General features: G+C 61.1%; 21 protein-coding genes. 5 read left to right on the forward strand and 16 right to left on the reverse strand.

The window, feature by feature from the left end; translation table 11 throughout:
• Positions 1-108: 108 nt before the first annotated feature.
• Positions 109-1,890, forward strand: coding sequence for a gamma-glutamyltransferase (gene ggt, locus OKB77_RS02275; protein ID WP_201952024.1), 1,782 nt, complete (start codon positions 109-111; stop codon positions 1,888-1,890).
• Between the two features lie 64 nt (positions 1,891-1,954).
• Here the strand turns inward: ggt and OKB77_RS02280 are convergent, their stop codons facing one another.
• From OKB77_RS02280 to OKB77_RS02310, 7 genes are all read right to left on the reverse strand, one after another.
• Positions 1,955-2,425, reverse strand: coding sequence for an FKBP-type peptidyl-prolyl cis-trans isomerase (locus OKB77_RS02280; RefSeq protein WP_005347462.1), 471 nt, complete (start codon positions 2,423-2,425; stop codon positions 1,955-1,957).
• A gap of 174 nt (positions 2,426-2,599) precedes the next feature.
• Positions 2,600-3,748 carry a sodium:phosphate symporter gene (locus tag OKB77_RS02285; RefSeq protein WP_005338243.1) on the reverse strand — a complete coding sequence of 383 codons (1,149 nt, stop codon included), beginning with the start codon at positions 3,746-3,748 and terminating at the stop codon, positions 2,600-2,602.
• Positions 3,749-4,055: 307 nt separating this feature from the next.
• Complete coding sequence (locus OKB77_RS02290; protein ID WP_064341208.1) at positions 4,056-5,402, reverse strand: APC family permease; 1,347 nt, start codon at positions 5,400-5,402, stop codon at positions 4,056-4,058.
• The gene (locus OKB77_RS02295) at positions 5,402-5,668 is read right to left on the reverse strand and encodes a hypothetical protein (protein WP_021230505.1); all 267 of its coding nucleotides are present in this window, start codon (positions 5,666-5,668) and stop codon (positions 5,402-5,404) included. The genes OKB77_RS02290 and OKB77_RS02295 overlap by 1 nt, the downstream gene beginning before the upstream one ends.
• Positions 5,669-6,206: 538 nt before the next feature.
• Positions 6,207-7,556: an APC family permease gene (locus tag OKB77_RS02300; protein ID WP_058057765.1), complete on the reverse strand. Its 1,350-nt coding sequence runs from the start codon at positions 7,554-7,556 to the stop codon at positions 6,207-6,209.
• 366 nt (positions 7,557-7,922) lie between these two features.
• Positions 7,923-9,212, reverse strand: coding sequence for a 4-aminobutyrate--2-oxoglutarate transaminase (gabT, locus tag OKB77_RS02305; protein ID WP_201952021.1), 1,290 nt, complete (start codon positions 9,210-9,212; stop codon positions 7,923-7,925).
• 124 nt (positions 9,213-9,336) lie between these two features.
• Positions 9,337-10,800, reverse strand: a complete 1,464-nt coding sequence (locus OKB77_RS02310; RefSeq protein WP_201952018.1) for an NAD-dependent succinate-semialdehyde dehydrogenase — start codon at positions 10,798-10,800, stop codon at positions 9,337-9,339.
• Between the two features lie 413 nt (positions 10,801-11,213).
• Here OKB77_RS02310 and puuR point away from each other — a divergent pair, with 413 nt between their 5' ends.
• Positions 11,214-11,816 carry an HTH-type transcriptional regulator PuuR gene (puuR, locus tag OKB77_RS02315; protein ID WP_201952014.1) on the forward strand — a complete coding sequence of 201 codons (603 nt, stop codon included), beginning with the start codon at positions 11,214-11,216 and terminating at the stop codon, positions 11,814-11,816.
• 45 nt (positions 11,817-11,861) lie between these two features.
• Complete coding sequence (locus tag OKB77_RS02320) at positions 11,862-13,139, forward strand: NAD(P)/FAD-dependent oxidoreductase (protein ID WP_201952011.1); 1,278 nt, start codon at positions 11,862-11,864, stop codon at positions 13,137-13,139.
• 127 nt (positions 13,140-13,266) lie between these two features.
• Here the strand turns inward: OKB77_RS02320 and OKB77_RS02325 are convergent, their stop codons facing one another.
• The 5 genes from OKB77_RS02325 to OKB77_RS02345 all read right to left on the reverse strand — a co-directional run bounded on the left by OKB77_RS02325 (position 13,267) and on the right by OKB77_RS02345 (position 16,873).
• Positions 13,267-13,515 (reverse strand): DUF3297 family protein, encoded by a 249-nt coding sequence (locus OKB77_RS02325; protein WP_005338226.1) that lies wholly within the window; start codon positions 13,513-13,515, stop codon positions 13,267-13,269.
• 112 nt (positions 13,516-13,627) lie between these two features.
• On the reverse strand, positions 13,628-14,056 hold the full coding sequence (locus OKB77_RS02330) for an N-acetyltransferase (RefSeq protein ID WP_201952009.1): 429 nt from the start codon (positions 14,054-14,056) through the stop codon (positions 13,628-13,630).
• An 85-nt stretch (positions 14,057-14,141) separates the two neighbouring features.
• Entirely contained in the window at positions 14,142-14,621 is a 480-nt protein-coding gene (locus OKB77_RS02335; RefSeq protein ID WP_227096060.1) for a TIGR00645 family protein, read from the reverse strand.
• Between the two features lie 192 nt (positions 14,622-14,813).
• A complete protein-coding gene (locus OKB77_RS02340; RefSeq protein ID WP_005338217.1) occupies positions 14,814-16,199 on the reverse strand; it encodes an ATP-binding protein in 1,386 nt (461 codons plus the stop codon).
• Positions 16,199-16,873: a response regulator transcription factor gene (locus OKB77_RS02345; protein ID WP_040066247.1), complete on the reverse strand. Its 675-nt coding sequence runs from the start codon at positions 16,871-16,873 to the stop codon at positions 16,199-16,201. Before OKB77_RS02345 ends, OKB77_RS02340 begins: the two co-directional genes overlap by 1 nt.
• Positions 16,874-17,072: 199 nt before the next feature.
• On the opposite strand from OKB77_RS02345, the gene OKB77_RS02350 reads away from it, so the two are divergent.
• Positions 17,073-17,753 (forward strand): bactofilin family protein, encoded by a 681-nt coding sequence (locus OKB77_RS02350; protein ID WP_201952006.1) that lies wholly within the window; start codon positions 17,073-17,075, stop codon positions 17,751-17,753.
• 87 nt (positions 17,754-17,840) lie between these two features.
• Here the strand turns inward: OKB77_RS02350 and OKB77_RS02355 are convergent, their stop codons facing one another.
• On the reverse strand, positions 17,841-18,389 hold the full coding sequence (locus OKB77_RS02355; RefSeq protein ID WP_201952003.1) for a cytochrome b: 549 nt from the start codon (positions 18,387-18,389) through the stop codon (positions 17,841-17,843).
• A 288-nt stretch (positions 18,390-18,677) separates the two neighbouring features.
• Positions 18,678-19,382: a tRNA (N6-threonylcarbamoyladenosine(37)-N6)-methyltransferase TrmO gene (gene tsaA / locus OKB77_RS02360; protein ID WP_042081000.1), complete on the reverse strand. Its 705-nt coding sequence runs from the start codon at positions 19,380-19,382 to the stop codon at positions 18,678-18,680.
• Between the two features lie 213 nt (positions 19,383-19,595).
• On the opposite strand from tsaA, the gene OKB77_RS02365 reads away from it, so the two are divergent.
• Positions 19,596-20,594: an NAD-dependent epimerase/dehydratase family protein gene (locus OKB77_RS02365; protein ID WP_201952000.1), complete on the forward strand. Its 999-nt coding sequence runs from the start codon at positions 19,596-19,598 to the stop codon at positions 20,592-20,594.
• 164 nt (positions 20,595-20,758) lie between these two features.
• On the opposite strand, the gene OKB77_RS02370 is transcribed toward OKB77_RS02365, so the two are convergent.
• Together OKB77_RS02370 and rcsF are read right to left on the reverse strand one after the other, a co-directional pair.
• Positions 20,759-21,145: a DUF488 domain-containing protein gene (locus OKB77_RS02370; RefSeq protein ID WP_139443901.1), complete on the reverse strand. Its 387-nt coding sequence runs from the start codon at positions 21,143-21,145 to the stop codon at positions 20,759-20,761.
• Between the two features lie 9 nt (positions 21,146-21,154).
• Positions 21,155-21,526, reverse strand: coding sequence for an Rcs stress response system protein RcsF (gene rcsF, locus OKB77_RS02375; RefSeq protein ID WP_013723982.1), 372 nt, complete (start codon positions 21,524-21,526; stop codon positions 21,155-21,157).
• Positions 21,527-21,550 lie beyond the last annotated feature (24 nt).

Here is a 21,550-nt window from a genome sequence, read left to right on the forward strand (position 1 = left end):
ATTATTGATAGATGAGTAAGATATTGATCTTGTTCAATAACTTGAGCTACCAGCGCCAATCGTGACATAGTCCCTCTTCATGGTCATAAAACAGACAAGGAGAGTGTCATGTTGCGCAAACCTCTGGGGCTCGCTATCGCCCTTGCCCTGCTGGCCGGTTGTGCCAGTGACAACGGCTTTCACTACACCCCGCCAGCCCAGACCCTGATCGCGCCGGAGGCGGCCAGTGGCTGGACCGACAAACAGGGTTGGCAGGGCCATGACTTCATGGTGGCGGCCGCCAACCCGCTGGCGGTGGATGCGGGCTACCAGATCATCAAGGCCGGTGGCAGTGCCGTCGATGCCGCCATTGCGGTGCAACTGGTGTTGACGCTGGTGGAGCCGCAATCCTCCGGGATCGGTGGCGGGACGCTGCTGCTGGTGTGGGATGGCCACAAGGTGAGTGCGGTGGATGGCCGCGAGACGGCGCCGGCTGCCGCCACCGACCAGCTGTTTATGCAAGATGGCAAGCCGCTGGCGTTTTATGACGGGGTGGTCGGGGGTCGCTCGGTCGGCGTTCCCGGCACCCTGCGCGCTCTGGCACTGGCCCATCAGCGTTATGGCAAGCTGTCCTGGGCTGCGCTGTTCGAGCCCGCCATCACGCTGGCAGAACAAGGATTTGTAATAAGTCCACGGCTGGCCACATTGCTGGCCAAGGATCCCTATCTGGCACGGGATCCGGAGGCGCGTGCCTATTTCTATCAGACGGATGGCAGCCCCAAAACGGCGGGCACCCTGCTGACCAATCCGGCGCTGGCCAGGGTGCTGCGCACTCTGGCCACAGAGGGGGCGGATGCCTTCTATCGGGGGCCGCTGGCGGATGCCATGGTGGCCAAGGTACGCCAGCATCCCACCAATCCCGGAGTACTGGCGGCCACCGATCTGGCCAGCTATCAGGCCAAACTGCGGGATGGCCTCTGCTTTGACTATCGCCAGAGCAAGATCTGCGGTTTCCCCACTCCCTCATCCGGCACCCTGGCACTCGGCCAGATCTTCGGCATGCTGGAGAGCCGCGATATGGCGGCCCTCAAGCCGATCACCACGAAGGAGGGGGGACAGGCTGCTTCCAGCGAGGCTATCCACCTCTACAGCGAAGCGGCGCGTCTGGCCTTCGCCGATCGCAACCAGTACGTCGCCGACAGCGATTTTGTCAGCGTGCCGGTGAAGGGGCTGCTGGACAAGGGCTATCTGGCCGAACGCGGCAAGCTTGTCGGTCAGCACTCCATGGGGATTGCCAAGCCCGGTACGCCGCCACTGGCGCTGGTGCGCGGCAAGGATGCGACCCCCGAACTCCCCTCTACCAGCCATGTCTCGATCGTCGACAAGGCGGGGATGGCCATCTCCATGACCAGCTCCATCGAGGATGGTTTCGGATCGCGTCAGATGGTCAACGGCTACCTGCTCAACAACCAGCTCACCGATTTCTCCTTCACCTCGGTGGATGCCGCCGGTCTGCCGGTGGCAAACCGGGTGGAGCCGGGCAAGCGGCCCCGCTCCTCCATGTCACCCCTGCTGGTGTTTGACAAGCCAAGCGGCGAGCTGACCATGACGCTGGGCTCGCCGGGGGGCTCCGCCATCATCAACTACGTGGGCAAGACCCTGCTCGGCACCCAGGATTGGGGCCTGAACCTGCAACAGGCCATCAACCTGCCCAACTTTGGCAGCCGCAACGGCCCCACCGAGCTGGAGGCGGGACGCACCCCCATGTCGGTGGTCGAGGGATTGAAGGCGAGGGGACATGAGGTGGTGCTGAACGAGCAGACCTCCGGCCTGCAGGGGGTTGAGCGCAACGCTGGCGGCTGGTTTGGCGCAGCGGATCCACGCCGGGAAGGGATCGCCAAGGGGGAGTGAGGTTTCCATAGCAACAAGGCCAGCATGATGCTGGCCTTGTTGTTGATGGAGCGTGACGGAGCGGTTACTGGATACCCAACAGCTCCACGTCGAAGATCAGGACTGATCCCGGCGGGATTTTGCCTGCGGCACGGTCGCCGTAAGCGAGGTTGGCGGGGATGTAGAAACGGGTCTTCTCACCTTCCACCATCAGTTGCACCCCTTCGGTCCAGCCAGCGATCACCTGATTGAGGCCAAACTCGATGGGCTCGCCACGGGCGACCGAGCTATCAAAGACGGTGCCGTCCAGCAGCTTGCCCTCGTAGTGCACCTTCACCTTGCTGGTGGCGGTGGGGTGAACGGTGCCGGTGCCCGGGGTCAGCACTTCGTACTGCAGGCCGGAGGCGGTGGTGGTCACCAGCGGTTTCTCCTTGTTGCTGGCGAGGAACTCGGCGCCAATCCGCACGTTGTCGGCCGCCAGCTTCTTGTTGTTGCTGCTGGAGTAGAAGTAGTAGGCCACACCGGCGATGAGCAGCGCGATCAGTATGAATTTCATCGGTTTTTCCTGTTCCATGAAATGTAAAAAGTGCAATGAGGGCGTCATCTTATCGCGCACCGCCCCTGATGGCGAGCCACAGGGCGGGAGGATGTGAGCGGGCAGGCAAAGCCCGGCGAGCTGGACGCAAAAAGGGGCGAGTCGGTGACTCGCCCCTTGTCATGGCGGCGGCGCTTACTTGGCGGCCACCATCATCAGGGCGGGCAGGGCGAAGAAGAGACCCGTCACATAACCCAGAGCCAGCAGCTTGTTCTCGCTGCCTACCCGGGCCAGCCCCTCGGCGGCGCGCACCGGCAGGTCGCGCAGGAAGGGGATGCCATAGATGATGACTACGGCAAAGAGGTTGAACAGCACGTGGACCAGCGCGATGGTCAGGGCCAGCTGGGCACCGGCTCCACTGATGGCGGTGGCAGCCAGCAGGGCGGTGATGGTGGTCCCGATATTGGCCCCCAGAGTGAAGGGGTAGAGCTGACGGGTGCTGAACACGCCGCCGCCGGCCAGCGGGATCATCAGGCTGGTGGTGGTGGAGGAGGACTGCACCATGATGGTCACCAGCGCACCGGAGGTGATGCCGGTCAGCGGGCCACGGCCCAGCGCCTTGTGCAGCACCTCTTTGGCGCGGCCAACCAGTACCTGTTGCAGCACTTTGCCGAGATAAGTGACACAAGCGAGGATCAGCAGGATACCGATGATGATGGTCGCGATGGCGGCACCCTTGCCCGGCAGGAAGGCAACGGCGCTGTCAATCAGCTGCTGGGCCGGTGCGGTCAGCGGCTTCATGAAGTCCATGCCCTTCATCGACATGTTGGCAGAGCCTACCAGCAGGTTGGCCAGCCACTCGGCGCTGTGTTGCAGCAGGCCGAACATCAGCTCCAGCGGCAGGAAGATGAACACCGCCAGCAGGTTGAAAAAGTCGTGCACGGTGGCGGCGGCGAAGGCGCGGCGGAACTCGGCGCGATCCCGCACATGGCCCATGGAGACGATGGTGTTGGTGATGGTGGTACCGAGGTTGGCACCCATGACCATGGGGATGGCCATGCTGATGGGCAGGCCGCCAGCCACCAGACCGACGATCACCGAGGTGACGGTGCTGGAGGATTGCACCAGCGCGGTAGCGAGAATACCCAGCAGCAGGGCGACAAAGGGGTTGTTGGCAAAGGCGAAGATCTGGGCTGCGCCCTCGGCGCCGCCGGAGAAATCTTTGAAGCCGTGGGAGATGGCGCCCACGGCAACCAGGATCAGGTAGACCAGTACGATGACACTCATCCAGTTGAACAGGGCGCGGGTCGCGGGCGGCTGTGACAAGGAGTGATGGTGTTGCATAAAGCCTCTTGAGACGGTCGTTCCGTCTTGGGTTGTTGATGACCCGCGCATTTAATCAGTGGTTAATGACAGAAATATGACAAGGTGACACTTTTATGATGGTTTTATGACTTGCTTTGGTGATTTGCTCGCCAATAGATGATGGGGATGGCGAGAAATATGGCTGGTGGCGCCATCCACCCTGTCTGTTCCTTGCCGACCAAGCAAGTGCGGGAGAGTGGCAATAGTCGAGCCCCATATTCAGCCAGTCAAATAGCAAGAAGGGGAGCCATGGCTCCCCTTCTGTCTATCCGTTATCCGCAAAGGATCAGGCGTCAGCCGCCTCTTCGTACTGACGGAACGGGATGCGGAACACCGCCAGACGCAGGAACAGATAGGTTGCGCCGAGGCCAGCCCAGATCAGGCCCAGCTCCAGCGAGCTCTGCTCCAGGTTGATCCACAGAGCACCGATGGTGGCGGCACCGAGCAGCGGCATCAACAGGTAGATGACATGATCCTTGAGGGTCTTGTTGCGTTTCTCGCGCACCCAGAACTGACCGATCACCGACAGGTTGACGAAGCTGAACGCCACCAGTGCGCCAAAGTTGACCAGCGCCAGCGCGGTATCCAGATCAAACGACACGGCGGAGAGGGCCAGACCGCCCACCATCAGCACGTTGATGGCCGGAGTGCGGTATTTCGGGTGGATGTAGCCAAACACCCGCTCCGGGATCATGCGGTCACGCCCCATCACGTAGAGGATGCGCGACACACCGGCGTGAGCCGCCATGCCGGAAGCCAGTACCGCGACCGTGGTGCAGACCAGCACCACGGACTGGAAGAAGGTGCCGCCAACGTAGAGGGCGATCTCCGGCAGTACCGCATCCGGATGCTGGAAGCGGGAGAGGCTCGGGAAGTAGAGCTGCAGGCAGTAGGAGACCACCACGAAGATGATGCCGCCGATAAGGGCAGTCAGCACGATCGCTTTGGGGATCACCTTGCCGGCGTTCGGAGTCTCTTCGGAGAGGGAGCTCAGACCGTCAAAGCCCAGGAACGAGAAGCAGAGGATGGTTGCACCGGTAAAGAGCGGCACCAGCTGTGCTGACTCGAAGTGGAACGGACGGCTGCTCATCAGGGTGCCAGCCCCTTCACCGTGGTAGATGCCCCACGCCATCAGGCCGATAAAGAGGGTGATGATGGCCAGCTGGATCACCACGATCAGACCGTTGAAGTTGGCCACCAGATTGATGCCGCGCAGGTTGAGGAAGGTCATCACGGTCACCAGACCGAAGATGAACACCCAGGGCTCAACGCCCGGGAACATGGCGGTCAGGTAGATCTTGGCCAGCAGGATGTTGATCATCGGCATGAACATGTAGTCGAGCAGGGAGGACCAGCCGACCATGAAACCGACGTAGGGGTTGAACACCTTCTGGGCATAGGTATAGGCAGAGCCCGCAGAGGGGAACTTGCGTACCAGATGTCCGTAGCTGAGAGCGGTGAGCAGGATGCCACCCAGAGCCAGCAGATAGGCGGTGGCGACCCGGCCATCGGTGATGTCACCGACGATGGCGAAGGTGTCGAAGACAGCCATGGGGGTCAGATAGGCCAGACCCATCACAATCACTTGTGTCAGGGTAAGGGTCTTGAGCAGCTTGGCGTTTTGCGATGCCATTACGCTTTCTCCTCAATCAGTGCCGCAGCACGTGCTTGCAACGAGCGCAGGGATACGATGGATTCGCAAGCCTGTACATCAAGGGCGCCGGGGAGGCGCATACCGGGCTGTACCGGCAGGAAAGCATTAAAACGCCCCATTGTTATCCTCTCAACGTCGGGAGATTGTTTGGCAATCTCGAATATCACTTCCGGAAACGTTCCGGCCTCTTGTGGTGGGTTTGTACTGCACTTCAAAAATACAAAAACCGATGTCGCAGTGAACATCGGTCCTTTATTGGCGGCGTATTGTGCATTCGGTCAGCCCCCTTGACAAGCAAAAAAGGGCTGGTTAACGCATTTTTTTGCATACGCACGGGGCAGGTAAGTGGTCACTCGCCCCCTGCAGCGGTCCCCGAGCCGCTCCCCCTTTTTCGGGGGGGAAGAGAACCCTGTCATGGCGTATGAAAAATCGGCAAATCGGGGCTGCAGGGTGCATAGCGCCTCAACATTGATCCTGATCATATTTGCCAGCGTCCCCCCGGGCTCGAGTCCAGCGATCTTATCGGCTGGCGGGGGATGGGAGGGGGTGAAGTGGAAAAAGAGTGGCTGCATATCCATTCACATTAATGACTGAGGATAGAAGGCAACGCGGCTCGGGCCATGGCACGGCGAGCAGCCCGGCTGGGTAGTTATTTGAAATCAGTCACACTTCCTGCAGAAACCGAATTTCTGGCAACCCGTGCTGCTGGCCACCAGAGCACCGCAAAAACAACAAGGAGCCCGCGGGCTCCTTGTTCTCTATCGGGGGGAGGGGCGCCAGCGGTTACTGGGCGATCTCCACCTTGTCGGCGGTATGCAGCGGGATGCGGAACACGGTGAGGCGCAGGAACAGGTAGATGGCCCCCAGCGCCGCCCAGATCAGCCCCAGCTCGAAGGAGGAGGGCTCGAGGTTGAGCCACAGTACCCCGATGCAGGCGGCGCCACAGAGCGGCAGCAGCAGATACATCAGGTGATCCTTGAGACACTTGTTGCGGCCCAGCTTCACATAGAAGTGGGCAATCACCGCCAGATTGACGAAGGTGAAGGCCACCAGAGCGCCGAAGTTGATCAGCGCCAGCGCCATCTCCAGATCCAGCGACACCGCAGAGAGGGCCAGCAGGCCGACCAGCAGCACGTTGAACGCCGGGGTCTGCCACTTCGGATGGATGTAACCGAAGAAGCGGGCGGGCAGGGCGCGATCACGACCCATCACGTAGAGCAGGCGCGATACACCGGCGTGGGAGGCGAGCCCCGAGGCCAGTACCGCTACTGTGGTGCAGACCAGCACCACCGCCTGGAACAGCTTGCCACCGACATAGAGGGCGATCTCCGGCAGTACCGCATCCGGATGCTGGAAGCGGGAGATGTCCGGGAAGTAGAGCTGCAGGAAGTAGGAAGTAGTGACGAACAGCACACCGCCGATCAGCGCCGTCAGCACGATGGCGCGGGGGATCACCCGATCCGCGTCCGGGGTCTCTTCCGACAGGGTACTGATGGCGTCAAAACCGAGGAACGACAGACAGAGGATGGAGGCCCCCATCAGCAGTGGTGACACCTGGATCTGTTCGGAGAAGAAGGGACGGCTGCTGGCCACGGTCCCCAACCCTTCACCGTTGTGAACGCCCCAGGCGATCAGGCCGATAAAGACGGCGATGATGCTGAACTGCATGACGACGATGAGGCTGTTGAAGTTGGCTACCAGCTTGATGCCACGCAGGTTGAGGGCGGTCATCACCGCCGCCAGACCGAAGATATAGGTCCAGGGCTCCACGTTCGGGAAGAGGGCTTCGAGATAGATCTTGGCCAGCAGCATGTTGATCATCGGCATGAACATGTAGTCGAGCAGGGAGGTCCAGCCCACCATAAAGCCGACATAGGGGTGAAACACCTTCTGGGCATAGGTATAGGCGGAGCCGGCTGACGGGAACTTGCGCACCAGATGGCCGTAGCTCAGGGCAGTGAACAGCATGCCGATGAGGGCAAACAGGTAGGCGGTCGGCACATGGCCTTCGGTGATCTCGGTGACGATGCCGAAGGTGTCGAACACCGCCATGGGGGTGAGGTACGCCAGTCCCATAACCACGACCTGCCACAGTTTGAGGGTCTTTTTCAGACCGACCTGCTGGGCCGCCATTATGCATGTTCCTCATGCAGTGCCAGAGTGGCACGGTCCATCAACGAAACCGGGAGAGAGGCCCGGGAATCAAGGGCGCCAGGGCGGCGCACACCGGCCATGACCGGTTGGAAAGCATTGAGATGCCCCATGTTGTTCCTCACTAGACTTGGTGTCGGGAGACTGCTGCCAATCTCGCTATCTTTTCCGGGGGTGATCCGGCCTCGTTTATGGGTTTGTTCACTGTCTAAAAAAGAACCGATGCCATTGTTTTACATCGGTTCTTTCAGTGGCGGCGCATTGTGCATTTGCAGGGCCCCCTTGACAAGAAAAAAAGGGGGCAAAATTGCATTTATTTGCACAGGTGAGTGGTCACTTTCCTGCTGGTCAGGCCAGCACGGCCTCCAGTGATTTTTCAAGGAGTTGCAGCCCCTCGTCAATCACTGCCGCAGGGGCTGTCAGGGGGGCGAGAAAACGGATGACATTTGCGCGCACCCCGCATGAGAGCAGGACCAGACCCCGTTTGCCCGCCTCGGCCACCAGACGTTTGGTGAGGTCGGGATCGGGCTGGCTGGCATCACGGCGTTTCACCAGCTCCATGGCCACCATGGCACCGGGGCCGCGAATTTGACCTATGCAGTCAAAACGCTCGGCTATGCGTTCCAGCCCCGCCTTGATCTGCTCCCCCTGATCGAGCGCTTTCTGGTTGAGTTTCTCCTCGTCGATCACCTGCAAGACTGCCAGCGCAGCGGCGCAGGCGATGGGGGAACCGGCATAGGTGCCACCCAGGCCCCCCGGCTTGGCCGAGTTCATGATCTCCGCCTTGCCCACCACCGCCGAGAGAGGGAAGCCCCCCGCCAGACTCTTGGCCAAGGTCATGATGTCCGGCTCGATGCCGGCATATTCGGTGGCGAAGGTTTTGCCGGTGCGGCAAAAACCGCTCTGGATCTCGTCGCAGATGAGCAAAATACCGTTCTGGTCGCAGACGCTGCGCAGCTTCTGCATAAAGCTCGGGGAGGCGGGATAGAAGCCCCCTTCGCCCTGTACCGGCTCGATAATGATGGCGGCAACCCTGCTCGGCTCGATATCGGCACTGAAACAGAGCTCGAGGGCGTGCAGGGCATCCTCTTCACTCACCCCGAGATAATCGGCGGGGAAGGGGATGTGGTAGACCTCGCCCGGGAAGGGGCCAAAGCCGGTCTTGTAGGGCACCACCTTGCCGGTGAGCGCCATCCCCATCATGGTTCGGCCGTGAAAGCCCCCCTTGAAGGCGATGGTGCCGCTGCGACCGGTGTGGGCGCGGGCAATCTTGATGGCGTTCTCGACCGCCTCGGCGCCGGTAGAGAGAAACAGGGTGCGCTTCGGCGTTGGGCCAGGCACCAGGGCGTTGAGCTTCTCGGCAAGCTCGATATAGCCGGGGTAGGGGGTGACCTGAAAGCAGGTGTGGCTGAATTTTTCCAGTTGATCGCGCACCGCCGCCAGCACTTTGGGGTGGTTGTGACCGGTGTTGAGCACGGCGATGCCGGAGGCAAAGTCGATGTAGCGGTTGCCCTCCACATCCCACAGCTCGGCATTTTGCGCGCGGTCGATAAAGACCGGCAGCAGGGTGCCAACGCCGTTGACCACGGCCGCTTCGCGGCGCGCTTGCCACGCCTTGTTTGATTCTGACTGACTCATCTTTCCTCCCTGAGGGGCCGCAGCCCCGGATATTCCCTGAAAATGTGGCGGGCGTTTTGGCGCCCATCACCGCCGATCAGCCCATCGGGCCAGAGCGGCGGCGCCTTGTCTCTCTGATGCTGCCCTAGCGAATGGCGCCAAAGCAGAGGTATTTGGTCTCCAGATACTCCTCCAGCCCCTCGGCGGCCCCTTCCCGGCCCAACCCCGACTCCTTGATGCCGCCAAAGGGGGCCAGCTCGGTGGAGATGATCCCCTCATTGATGCCGACCATGCCGTACTCCAGCTGCTCGGCCACCCGCCACACCCGGGCGATATCGCGGCCATAGAAGTAGGCGGCGAGCCCGTAGGGGGTGTCGTTGGCAGTGGCGATGGCCTCGGCTTCTGTCTCGAAGCACACCAGCGGGGCGACCGGGCCGAAGATCTCCTCCTGCAGGATGGGGTTGGTTTTATCCACCTTGCCCAAAATGGTGGGTTGGTAGAAGAGGGGGCCGGCGGGGTGAGCTTCGCCCCCCAGCAGCACTTCGGCACCGGCGGAGACCGATTGCTGCACCAGCTCGGCCACCTTGCTGGCGGCGGCGGGGTTGATGAGCGGGCCGATCTGGGTGCCCTCCGCCATGCCATCCCCCACCTTGAAGGCCTTGACGGCGGCAGTCAGCTTCTCGGCGAAGGCGTCATAGACGCTGGCCTGCACCAGAATGCGGTTGGCGCAGACGCAGGTCTGCCCGGCGTTACGGTATTTGGAGGCGAGTGCCCCGGCCACTGCGGCATCGAGGTCGGCGTCGTCAAAGACGATAAAGGGAGCGTTGCCGCCCAGCTCCAGCGACAGCTTCTTCATGGTGTCGGCGCACTGGCGCATCAGCAGCTTGCCGATGCGGGTAGAGCCGGTGAAGGAGAGCTTGCGCACCACCGGATTGCTGCACAGCTCGTTGCCCACCGCGCTCGCCTGATGACTGGTGACGATATTGATGACCCCGGCGGGGATCCCCGCCTGCTCGGCAAGCAGCGCCAGTGCCAGCGCGCAGAGCGGGGTCTCGGCGGCAGGTTTGATGACGATAGTGCAACCGGCGGCCAGCGCCGGGCCCGCTTTGCGGGTGATCATGGCTATCGGGAAATTCCACGGAGTGATGGCGGCGACCACGCCCACCGGCTGCTTGATGGTGGCCAACCGGCGATCGCCGCTAAAGCCCGGGATGGTGCGGCCATAAGCGCGCTTGCCCTCCTCGGCGAACCACTGGATAAAGCTGGCGCCGTAAGCCACCTCGCCTTTTGCTTCCGCCAGCGGCTTGCCCTGCTCGCAGGTCATGATGCGGGCCAGCTCGTCGCTGTGGGCGGTGATGGCGGCAAACCAGGCGTAGAGCTTGTTGCTGCGCTCCTTGGCGGTCAGCGCTGCCCAGGCGGGTTGCGCCGCGTGGGCGGCCGCGATGGCGCGGCGGGTATCCTCGGCATCCATGTCGGGCACCTGGGTAATGACGGCACCGCTGGCGGGGTTGGTGACCTCGAAGGTGCGGCCGCTGGCGGCCTCGCACCACTGTCCATCTATATAGGCGCGGGATGTGATCAAGCTGGAGTGGGATGTTGTTCCTGACATGAGAAGCCTCGAGTGTGGGTCAGAGCAGCTGGTTGCCGGAGTGAGCCGACCCTTCCTGCGCTGCTGCCGTATAAAATAATAAGCACAGGAAGACCATAATTTGAGCTGAAATGTTTTTCAAGTGTTAAATATATTTGAATTGCTGGGGGGCGCCATGCTAGAAAATGGGCTGTGTAGCGCGCTTTCTCCGGTTCGCTTGCAGGCTGCAAGTGGGCAGACGACTGGGGGATGGTAAATCAGGTGTGCAAAATAATGAACGGTTTTGCTGTGTAACATAGTGAACGGCAAGGGAAAGCTGGTCGGCTATTTTAACCCGCAGGGTAAACAGGCAGCGCCTGATCCGATGCGATCACGCGCAAGCAGGAGAGGCTGATGATGCAAGGATGCAGACATGGCGCAGCAGGGGGCCTTTCATGAGCGGGCCACAGAGCCGGGAGGGCGTGGCTCGACCGTTGAGTGTGGCTGACGCCGGGGCGCGCACCATGGGGGAACGGCTGGCGGCGGTGCGCCATCAGCTGGGGCTCTCCCAGCGGCGAGCGGCCGAGTTGAGCGGCCTGACTCATGGCGCCATCTGCATGATCGAGCAGGACAAGGTGAGCCCCTCGGTCGCCTCCCTGCAAAAGCTGCTCACCATCTACGGCCTGCCGCTGTCGCGCTTCTTCGCCGAGGAGGATAGCCGCACTCCGGAAGTGGTGATCAAGGCTGATCAGCTGATCGAGCTGGGCAGTCAGGGGGTCTCCCTCAAGCTGGTGCACAACGGCAACAACCGCCGCCAGCTCGGCTTTATGCTGGAGACCTATCCCCCCGGCACCGACACCGGCGGTCAGGTGACCCATCAGGGGGAGGAGGTCGGCACCGTGCTGGAGGGGTCGGTGATCCTGACGGTGGCGGGCCAGAGTTATCAGCTGGAGGCGGGCGACAGCTATGTGATCGACACCGGCGAGCCCCACAGCTTCAGCAATCCGTCGGGGGAGACCTGTCGCATCGTCAGCGCCCACACCCCGGCGAGCTTTTAATCCTGACAGTAGTTTGGCAACCGAACCGGTAAGGAAACAGGGATCATGACCGAACATGTAAACAGTTACTACGCAGCCAGCGCTAATAAACACGCGCCCTACCCGACATTGACCGAGCAGCTGGAGTGCGATGTCTGCGTCATCGGGGCGGGTTATACCGGCCTCTCCAGCGCGCTGCATCTGGTGGAGAAGGGCTACAAGGTGGTGGTGCTGGAGGCCGCACGAGTCGGCTTTGGCGCCAGCGGCCGCAACGGCGGCCAGATCGTCAACTCCTACAGCCGCGATATCGACACCATAGAAGCGAACTGCCCGCCGGATCAGGCCAGGCTGCTCGGTTCCATGTTGTTTGAGGGGGGACAGATCATCCGCGAGCGGATCAAGCGCTACAACATCCAGTGCGATCTGCAGGAGGGGGGGGTCTTTGCCGCCGAGACCGAGAAGCAGCTGCACGATCTCAAATCCCAATACGCCCGCTGGCAGAAGTGGGGCAACGACCAGCTGGAGCTGCTCGATGCCAAAGGCGTGCGCGAGGTGGTCGCGAGCGATCGCTACGTCGGCGCCCTGCTCGACAAGAGCGGCGGCCATATTCACCCCCTCAATCTGGCGTTGGGGGAGGCGGAAGCGATCCGCATCCAGGGTGGGCAGATCTTCGAACAATCCGCCGTCACCAGTATCACCCCGGGGCAGCCAGCCTTGGTCAAGACCGCCAAGGGGGCGGTGAAGGCGCGCTTTGTGGTGGTGGCGGGCAATGCCTACCTCGGTAATCTGGTGCCGGAACTGGCCAGCAAGAGCATGCCCTGTGGTACCCAGGTGATCGCCACCGAAGTGCTGGGGGAGGAGCGGGCCCGGTCACTCTTGCCGCAAAACTACTGTCTGGAGGATTGCAACTACCTGCTCGACTACTACCGCACCTCCGGCGATCACCGGCTGCTCTATGGCGGTGGCGTGGTCTATGGCGCGCGGGATCCGGCGGATATCGAGCGGCTGATCATCCCCAAGATGCTGAAAACCTTCCCGCAACTGGCCGACGTCAAGGTGGAGTACACCTGGACCGGCAACTTCCTGCTCACCCTGTCGCGCTTGCCGCAGTTTGGTCGCATCGGCCCCAACATTTACTACATGCAGGGCTACAGCGGCCACGGCGTCACCTGCACCCATCTGGCGGGCAAACTGCTCTCCGAGGTGCTGAGCGGTCAAGCGGAGCGCTTCGATGCCTTTGCCAAACTGCCGCACTACCCCTTCCCGGGTGGCCGCCTGTTCCGTATCCCCTTCACCGCTGCGGGCGCCGCCTGGTACACCCTGCGCGACCGGCTGGGGGTATAAGAGCCGCTCTGCGAGAAATGTGGGCTGGTGGCTGCAGCTTAGATAACGCTAACGCCAGCACCAATACCGGAAACAACAAGGCCACCGCGAGGGTGGCCTTGTTGTTTATCAAACTGCAGCGCGCTGTTTAGCTGTAGAAGGCTTCAACGGTGCCTTTGAGTTTGATCAGGATGGGCTGACCACGGCGATCCAGCGCCTTGGGGGAGGGGATCTTCACCCAACCTTCGCTGATGCAGTACTCCTCGACATCGGTGCGCTCTTTACCGTTCAGGCGAATACCGATCGGGTGCTCGAAGCAGGCGGCCACATAGTGAGGGCTGCGGGGATTGCAGGAAAGGTGATCCGGCAGAGCCGGTTTGGTGCTGGTATCGCTCATCGATATAACCCGAAATGAATAAAAAGTGGGTCATTGTAGAGAATGCCGCCATGGCATTCAAGGCGGCCCCAAAACAGGCAAAGCGTGCTCGCCATCGCTATGGGCGACCCGCTTATCCTCGTTGCCAATGCATCACCAGCTCGGGGTGTCCGCTATGCTCGCACAACTGCTGCTCACCCTCTTTGAAACCGTTGCGGGAATAGAAGCGCCGCGCCTGCTTATTTTCGGCGTAGACCGTCAACTCGAGTCGATCATATTGGGCTTTGAGGTGTTCGAGCAGTTGGCGACCCAGCCCGTGTGATTGGTGATCTGGGGAGATAAACAGGGCGGCGACAGACCCCTGATACCAGGAGATAAAGCCCAGTAGCTGTCCATCCTCCTCATAGACCCAGCTCTTGCTGGCGGGCAGATAGATGTCCCGCATCGCTGCCCGTTGCTCATGCCAAAAGGCGGCGGAAATAAAGTCGTGGGCTTGCACCGATGCCTGATACCAGAGCTCGACGGCGGCATCCAGATCGGTGGCAGATAATGGGCGGATCATATTGGCCTCGACTGTGAAGAGTGGTCGCACGATATGCCCGATCCATGTCGTGTTATCGGGCATATCGTCTATCGCAGGCTGGCTACTATTTGCGGGTCAGCTTGTCGAGGTAGCCCATGGCGAAGGCCGAGAGGACAAAGGTGATGTGGATCAGCAGGTACCACTTGATCTTGTCGTTGGGGAGATTTTCGGCATTCATAAACACCTTGAGCAGGTGAATAGATGAGATGGCGACAATAGAGGCGGCGACCTTGTTTTTCAGGGAGCCGGCATCGAGCTTGCCGAGCCACACCAGTTTGTCGCTCTCATCCCCGACATCGAGGCGCGAGACGAAGTTCTCATAGCCGGAAAACATCACCATCACGATAAGTCCCCCCACCAGGGTGATATCGATCAGCGACAGTGTGACCAGCACCAGATCCACCTCTTTCATCTCCAGTATGTTGGGCAGGATATGGAGGATCTCCTGAAAGAATTTCACTCCCAGTGCCAGCAGTATGAGGCTGAGCCCAAGATAAATGGGGGCCATGATCCAGCGGGATGCGTACATCAATCTTTCAAACATGTTTTCCATAGTGCGATTACAGGTCCATCAAATGGTTAACAAACGAGTCGGCCATAGCTTAACCGAGATGCCTCACATCTCAAGCATCTCGATAGCATATTGCTGAATTGGGTGGTGTCAGGCAGGAGTTTTTAACCCTGGGTAGGGCGATGGAGCGGGAGGCTGAGGGCCCGTGGTCGGGCCTATCCGGTGTCAGGGCAGGTCCAGGGTAAAGCGGGCACCGCCGAGGGGGGATTCATCGACCCGGATCTGGCCGCCGTAGCTGTGGACGATTTCGGTCACCACCGCCAGACCTATGCCCTGACCGGGTGAACTGTCTGCCCGCACGCCGCGCTGGAAGATCTGCTCCGATTTGGCCGGGTCGATACCCGGGCCATCATCTTCCACTTCGATGCGCAGCCGCTCGAGATGGCGGCGCACCGTCACCTTCACTTCGCTGATGGCAAACTTGCAGGCGTTGTCGAGCAGGTTGCCCATCAGCTCCATCAGGTCGCCCTGTTCGCCGTGAAAGAGGGCGTCATCATCGAACTTGAAGTGGGTTTGCAGCTTCTTGTGGCGATAGACCTTGGTCAGGCTGGCCAGCAGTTTTTCAATCAGCGGCACCGGCTCGGTGCCCTTGCTGGCAAGGCGCTGGCGGCCGGTCACGGCCCGTCTGAGCTGATACTGGATCATCTGATCCATGGTGAGGATCTGCTCGTTGATGTTGTCGTGGATCTCCCGCCCCAGCTTCACTTCGCGGGTGGTGATCTGGATCAGCGCCAGCCGGGTTTTCAGGCTGTGGGCGAGATCGTTGAGGGCGTGCTGGTAGCGCTGGGTCTGCTGGCGTTCGTTCTCCAGCAACTGGTTGATGGAGTCGGTCAGCGGGGCCAGCTCCCGCTCAAAATCGCTCGAGAGGTCATCGCGCTTGCCAGCCCGGATATCGTCGATCTGACGGGCGATGGTGCGCAGGGAGCTGAGGCTCCAGAAGGTGGTGAGCAGCAGCAGCCCGGCCAGCAGCATATAGGCGAGCAGCGCCTGTTTGGCGGTCTGGTAGAGATAGGTGCGGGACTCTTCGTGATAGCGTTTGGCCGAGTCGATCATCACCACGTAGTAGGCGGTGGTGCCGCTGCCGGGATTGCGGATAAACCGCAGGCTGTAGACGAAGTAGCTCTCGCCGTTCTTGATGGTGTGCTTCTTGAAGAAGTAGTCGAGATCCATCCCCCCCAGATACTTCATCAGATCGCCGCAGATGGTCTGTTTGGCCTTGATCACCTCCGGCATATGGAGGCTCGACCAGACCAGATCGCCATCGGCGCGGCAGATCAGGGTATCGAGGTTGCGATCCCCTGCTCCACGGGATATCCGCCCCAGCTCGACGTTTGACCCCTTGTCATCCGGCTCGGTGGAGGAAAACAGCTTGGCCAGGTTCTCCTGCATCCGGGCGCTGGCCTTCTGGGTCTGCTCCTCGACGTGGCCGAGGTAGAGGGCGTAGACGGCAAACCCCATGATCAGCGCGATGACCAGCAGCGAGCTGAGCAGCAGTTTGATGTGCAGTGAGCTGCGGATCATCTTGATGGGGCGCGGCAGATGAAACTGCATCAGTTACAGGAGAGGTTGAAGATATAACCCTGACGCCGGATGGTGGAGATGGGTTGAATCGTCCCCTCCGGATCCAGCTTCTTGCGCAGGCGGCTCACCATCACCTCGATGGTGTTGGGGTCCCCTTCGCCGTCACCGTAGAGCTGGTCGAGCAGTTGCTGCTTGGAGACCACCTGACGGGCGTTGCGCATCAGGTACTCCAGAATGAGGTATTCAAAGCTGGTGAGCACCGCCACTTCACCGGCGATAGTCAGCTCCTTGCGGGAGAGATCCAGCTCGTAATCACCGGCTTTCACCTTCGGCGAGATAAAACCGGCGCTACGGCGCACCAGCGCATTGAGTCGGGCCAGCAGCTCATCTTTCTGGAACGGTTTGACCAGATAGTCATCAGCACCTGCTTCCAGTCCTTCGACCTTGTCCTGCCAGTTGCCACGGGCGGTCAGCACAATGATGGGGAAGGGGATCTGCCGTTCGCGCAGTTGCCGGATCAGTTGCAGGCCGTCCATATCGGGCAGACCGAGGTCGATGATGGCCACATCAATGGGATAGTCGGCGGCGTAGTGCAGTGCAATCCCGGCCTGGTCGGTGCTGTAGACCTGATTGTCGGCTTCGGTCAGCAGAGAGGAGAGGTGGTGATTGAGCAGCTTGTCGTCTTCGACCAACAGAATTTTCATGATGTGAGCGGTCATAGGGATCCAGGCTGTCAATTAGAAAGTGTATGTCGCTTCGAGTCAATTCGAATCCTAATGCATCCCGGCTGTATCGGGACTGAATCAGCGGGACTTCAGAGTTCGCGCCAACTGGTCGTTTAACCATGGTCCGGGTTGTCGATGGCATGCTGGTCGGCAGCCATGTTGCGAAAGGTTTGATGTGATGAGAGAGATGGCCGGGAGGCTGCTGGCGCTACTGCAACAGCGTGAGCGCAGCGACCTCCTCTATATTGTCTGGCTCTGCTGGGGGGCAGCCTTGCTGCTCTACGTGCTGGGGTCGCCCTGTTTTTTGTGGCCAGTGGCGCCGATGCCGCTGGTTCTGCTTGTGTGGTTGGTGGAGAGAGTACGGATGTTTGGAAGAAACAAAGGTGGTGCGGCTACTGGGTCGGCGGGGGCCACCGTGATTGCAGCCGGTGCCCGCTTCAAGGGCGGGTTGCAGGTGGAGGGGGATCTGGAGGTGCGCGGTCAGATCAATGGCACCATCCAGCTCATCGGTGGTGTGCTGCGCATCATGCAGGGCGGCAGTGTTGAGGGAGAGGTGAGTGCGCCCCACGTGATCATCAATGGTCTGCTGGAAGGCACCTGTACCTCCGCCGAGGTGGAGATCCTGGAGAGCGGCAAGATGCAGGGGATCTTCAAGGGGGGCAGTCTCTCCATCTGCAAAGGCGGCAACTTTGTTGGCCAGTCCCAGCCCACCGTGGCCGGCAAGGCCGCTCCCGTGTTGCAAGCCTTGTCTGAAAACAGTTCGTCCGGGAGCAAGCTCCCGGAGAGCAAGAGCAATGTGAAAAAGCTGCCGCACGAGCCGAAAGGCAAGCCGACCGAGGAGCTTGCCAAGCAGGCGTGATGCCGTTTGCCAGCGGTGCAGATGACGGTTGTTCAGGAAAACAGAGAGGGGGCCACGATGGCCCCCTCTGCGTTTCTCTGTCACCCGTTAGCTGCGGCGTGGCGGCAGCATATTGCTGAGGGTGTTGTCTTTGAGAATATGGTGGTGATAGAGGGCCGCCACCGTGTGCAGGCCTATCAGGGCGTAACCGATATTACCCAGGGTCTCGTGCACCTCCTTGATCAGCCCCTTGAGGTCCGGACTGGGGGAGAGCAGGGCAGGCAGCTCAAGCCCGAAGAAGGGGATGGGCTTGCCCGCAGCGCTTAGCAGCAGCCAGCCAAACAGCGGGGTCAGAATAAGAAAACCGTAGAGGGCGAGGTGGGCCAGTTTTGCCAGCTTGTGCATGATCGGGGAGAGCTCGGGCACTATACGGGGCGTCGGGCTCATCCAGCGCAGGGCCAGTCTGACAAAGACCAGGGCGAAGATAAGCAGCCCCAGCATAAAGTGCCACTCCTTCATCAGATCCCGGCCAGGGTCCCCTTTGGGGAAAATATCGCGAAATTCGATCAGGGCGTAGACGGCGATCATGGCCCATAGGGTCAGCCAGTGCAGCACAATATTCAGGGTGCCATAACGTTGTTCACTGTTCATCAGCATAGGTTTGTTCCTTCGAAGTGCTGTCACATCCGTGTGGCATCCCCGCACTCAAACGTGTCGGGGTGAGGCCAGATCCTTTGGCGGCAACAGGCTGGCTGCCATGCTTGCCATCAACCGGCAGCCTGCGGCTGGCCTCAGTCAGAGAGGAGATGCCCTCTGCTGTCTGCATGGTATCACTGGCAACCGGGGGGATAGTCTGATCAATGCCACACAATTTACAGGCTCATTAAGCCCCTTGTGACGTGAAGAAGGCGTGAAATAGCATCAGTGATGTCGGCCCGCCCAGGTTCAGGCGGGCTCGATGGCCAGCACCACGCAATCCGGCTCGCTGATGCGAAAACGGACGTTGCAGTCAAACAGCCGCACCCCGTACTCCTTCTCATCGGGCTTGCCCTTCTTGTAGGCGGGGCGCGGATCTTGCGCCAGCACTTCGCTCACCAGCTGGCGCAGCTCGGGATGGGCCTTGAGCCAGGGTTGCAACTGCTGCTCTGCCTCGGCACTGAAGCTCACCGCCAGCGGCGGGGTGGGGGCGTCGGGGGCAAAACCACCACGGGCATCCGGCAGGCTGTCGGCATAGGGAATATAGGGTTTGATATCGACGATGGGGGTGCCATCGAGCAGATCCACCGCCCCCAGCTCCAGCCACAGCTTGCCCCGCTCGCGACCAACCCCGTGCAGCTCGACCACCGAGAGCCCAAGCGGATTGGGGCGGAAGGTGGAGCGAGTGGCAAAGACGCCGACCCGTTCGTTGCCGCCAAGTCGTGGCGGGCGCACCGTCGGGTGCCAGCCCTGCGCCATGGTCTGGTGAAAGACGAAGCTGAGCCACAGATGGGAGAACTGCTCGATGCCGCGCAGCACATCCGGCTGATCGTAAGGGGGGAGCAGCTCGAGGCGGGCGCGGGCTGATTTGACCAGTCCGGGCTGGCGGGGGATGGCGAACTTCTCCTTGTAGGGAGAGCGGATGATCCCGAGGGTGTCGATTTCGAACTTCATGGCGGATCCTGACTGAAAACCCCGGCAATTTAGCACAGGCGGCCCCAAAACGCAGGCTTGACCTCAATACGCCCTTTTCTGCGGCGCTGCCGTGATCCCTGTCCCATCCCGGCCAGTCGGGGGCTGTGCCCGCGCGCCAAGTTGCGTAGGGTGAAGGCAACTGGCGTGTCAGGATGAAATGTGCGCACTCGCGCCGAAGGGGGAGGGAGAGGGATGAAACTGCTGATTATCGGTGGCACCGGCTTTTTGGGGCGCCACCTCACCGCGCTGGCGCTGGATTGGGGCCATGAAGTGACCCTGTTCAACCGTGGCCTGCACCAGCATCCGGACTGGCGCGATCTGGTGCAGCTCACCGGCGACAGGGACAAGAGCCTGATTGCCCTGCAAGGGGCCGGGTTGCAGTGGGATCTCGTCATCGACACCTGCTGCTATCGCCCCGAGCAGGCGGCAAGCCTCTCGGCGGCCTTGCTAGGACGCTGCGATCGGCTGATCTTTATCTCCACCATCAGCGTCTATCGCGATTTCTCACTGCCCGGAATGGATGAGTCGGCGCCGCTGCATGCTATCCCCGAAGGGGAAATGCCCACTGACTATGGCCCCCTCAAGGTGTTGTGCGAGCAGGCGTATCGCGCCCGCTGGGGTGAGCGGCTCTGCATCCTGCGCCCGGGCGTGCTGTGCGGCCCCCATGATCCTACCGGGCGCATGGCCTGGTGGATTAAGCGGGTGCAGCAGGGCGGGCCCTGGTTGCTGCCGGGCAGTGGCGAGGATCGCTTGCAGTATCTCGATGTGCGCGACTGCGCCGAGTTTGTGCTGCGTGCGGCCGAGCAGCAGTTGGGGGGCACATTCAACTTGCTCAAATCCGGTATTACCCTGAGTGACTGGCTGGAGCGGCTGAGCGCTAGGTTGCAGCCAGCCCGCCCCATCCAGCCCGAGTGGCTGCCTTGGTCGACCCTGATGGCGGCCGGTATCGAGCCCTGGCAGAGCTATCCCACCCTGCTGCCCTGCGCGCAGGCGGAGTTTGCCGGTTATGGCTCTATAAGCGCCGAGGCGGCCATCGTCCACGGGTTGAACTTCCGGCCGCTGGAGGAGACCGCCGTCGACCTTGCCAATTGGCTGGCCATCGAGCCTGCCGCCGGGGTGGCGGAACATGCCATGACTCTGTCCCAGGAGGACTTGCTGCGTCAGCAGTTGCTGGAGCCCATCGTGTTATAAGAGATTGGCGTGCTTATCGTGCCGCTGCTGCCGAGTGTGGCGCGGCAGGTGTGAATACAACGAGAAAGGGCATCCCGCGGGATGCCCTTTCTATCTATCCATGCCTGATGGTTGCCGAATACAGGCTGACGCGATTCCCCATCGTATCGCTGTCGCTCACCGAGTTAGCGGATGGCGGCCCCCGCGGCTACCAGCAGCTCTTTCAAAATGGTGCGATGGCAGCGGGACTCCTGCTCGCAGTAGCAACCCACCGACAGATTGGTGGTGTGGGAGAGGGCGGCCAGCAGCGCCAGATCGTGCCTGGCGGCAGGTTGCGCCATCTCGGCCTTGTACTGTTTGCCAAACGCCGCCCACTGAGCCGGTGTCTCGGCTGCCTGCCCCAGCTTCATGGTCTCGCTGCTGGGAGCAAGGTTGGGAAACCAGACATCGTACCAATGCTGGCTGGCAAATTCGCTCTTGGGGACGCCGCGGGGCGGGCGGCGCACCGTGCCGATCCGCAGCCCCTCATCGGGCAGGCGCGGGCTGCCAAGGCGAACGATAGCGATGGCCATGATAGCGAGTTACTTCTCTTCGGCCACTTTCAGCGCCTGCCCGTAGCAGATCACCTGTTTCAGGCAGCCCGGGGTGTCGCTGAACTCGGCGCATTTGTCGATGGTGACGCCGTTGCCACCCATGTCGGCCGCGCGGCGGCGGGCCAGGGTGCGCGCTTCACCTGCGTTAGGCACCGGCTGGTTGGCATCGGCCTGGCAGGATTCACCCTCGATAGTGCCGAGGTAGAGGTAGTTGAGGTCAGCCAGCTCATCCTGTTCATAGATGCGCACGCTACCGGGTTTGAAGTATTCGTCGAAGTTCTCTTTATCCAGATTGCTGTTGAAGGCGTAGTTGGCACAGCCGGAGGCAATCAGGGGCATCATCAGGATCAGGCGTTTCATCGTCTCGTATCTTGTGTCGGTGAT

The sequence above is a fragment of the Aeromonas sp. Y318-3 genome (assembly GCF_027706185.1).
In the GTDB taxonomy this organism is placed as follows: Bacteria; Pseudomonadota; Gammaproteobacteria; order Enterobacterales; family Aeromonadaceae; genus Aeromonas; species Aeromonas veronii.

Coding starts and splice junctions, on each gene's coding strand:
- OKB77_RS02295 (WP_021230505.1), bottom strand. CDS start 5,668: ATGTTCACTGCGACATCGGTTTTTGTATTTTTGAAGTGCAGTACAAAC.
- OKB77_RS02335 (WP_227096060.1), bottom strand. CDS start 14,621: ATGTTTGAAAGATTGATGTACGCATCCCGCTGGATCATGGCCCCCATT.
- OKB77_RS02350 (WP_201952006.1), top strand. CDS start 17,073: ATGAGAGAGATGGCCGGGAGGCTGCTGGCGCTACTGCAACAGCGTGAG.
- OKB77_RS02345 (WP_040066247.1), bottom strand. CDS start 16,873: ATGAAAATTCTGTTGGTCGAAGACGACAAGCTGCTCAATCACCACCTC.
- OKB77_RS02355 (WP_201952003.1), bottom strand. CDS start 18,389: ATGCTGATGAACAGTGAACAACGTTATGGCACCCTGAATATTGTGCTG.
- rcsF (WP_013723982.1), bottom strand. CDS start 21,526: ATGAAACGCCTGATCCTGATGATGCCCCTGATTGCCTCCGGCTGTGCC.
- OKB77_RS02285 (WP_005338243.1), bottom strand. CDS start 3,748: ATGCAACACCATCACTCCTTGTCACAGCCGCCCGCGACCCGCGCCCTG.
- OKB77_RS02290 (WP_064341208.1), bottom strand. CDS start 5,402: ATGGCATCGCAAAACGCCAAGCTGCTCAAGACCCTTACCCTGACACAA.
- ggt (WP_201952024.1), top strand. CDS start 109: ATGTTGCGCAAACCTCTGGGGCTCGCTATCGCCCTTGCCCTGCTGGCC.
- OKB77_RS02300 (WP_058057765.1), bottom strand. CDS start 7,556: ATGGCGGCCCAGCAGGTCGGTCTGAAAAAGACCCTCAAACTGTGGCAG.
- OKB77_RS02340 (WP_005338217.1), bottom strand. CDS start 16,199: ATGCAGTTTCATCTGCCGCGCCCCATCAAGATGATCCGCAGCTCACTG.
- OKB77_RS02325 (WP_005338226.1), bottom strand. CDS start 13,515: ATGAGCGATACCAGCACCAAACCGGCTCTGCCGGATCACCTTTCCTGC.
- puuR (WP_201952014.1), top strand. CDS start 11,214: ATGAGCGGGCCACAGAGCCGGGAGGGCGTGGCTCGACCGTTGAGTGTG.
- OKB77_RS02370 (WP_139443901.1), bottom strand. CDS start 21,145: ATGGCCATCGCTATCGTTCGCCTTGGCAGCCCGCGCCTGCCCGATGAG.
- OKB77_RS02330 (WP_201952009.1), bottom strand. CDS start 14,056: ATGATCCGCCCATTATCTGCCACCGATCTGGATGCCGCCGTCGAGCTC.
- OKB77_RS02365 (WP_201952000.1), top strand. CDS start 19,596: ATGAAACTGCTGATTATCGGTGGCACCGGCTTTTTGGGGCGCCACCTC.
- tsaA (WP_042081000.1), bottom strand. CDS start 19,382: ATGAAGTTCGAAATCGACACCCTCGGGATCATCCGCTCTCCCTACAAG.
- OKB77_RS02320 (WP_201952011.1), top strand. CDS start 11,862: ATGACCGAACATGTAAACAGTTACTACGCAGCCAGCGCTAATAAACAC.
- OKB77_RS02310 (WP_201952018.1), bottom strand. CDS start 10,800: ATGTCAGGAACAACATCCCACTCCAGCTTGATCACATCCCGCGCCTAT.
- OKB77_RS02280 (WP_005347462.1), bottom strand. CDS start 2,425: ATGAAATTCATACTGATCGCGCTGCTCATCGCCGGTGTGGCCTACTAC.
- gabT (WP_201952021.1), bottom strand. CDS start 9,212: ATGAGTCAGTCAGAATCAAACAAGGCGTGGCAAGCGCGCCGCGAAGCG.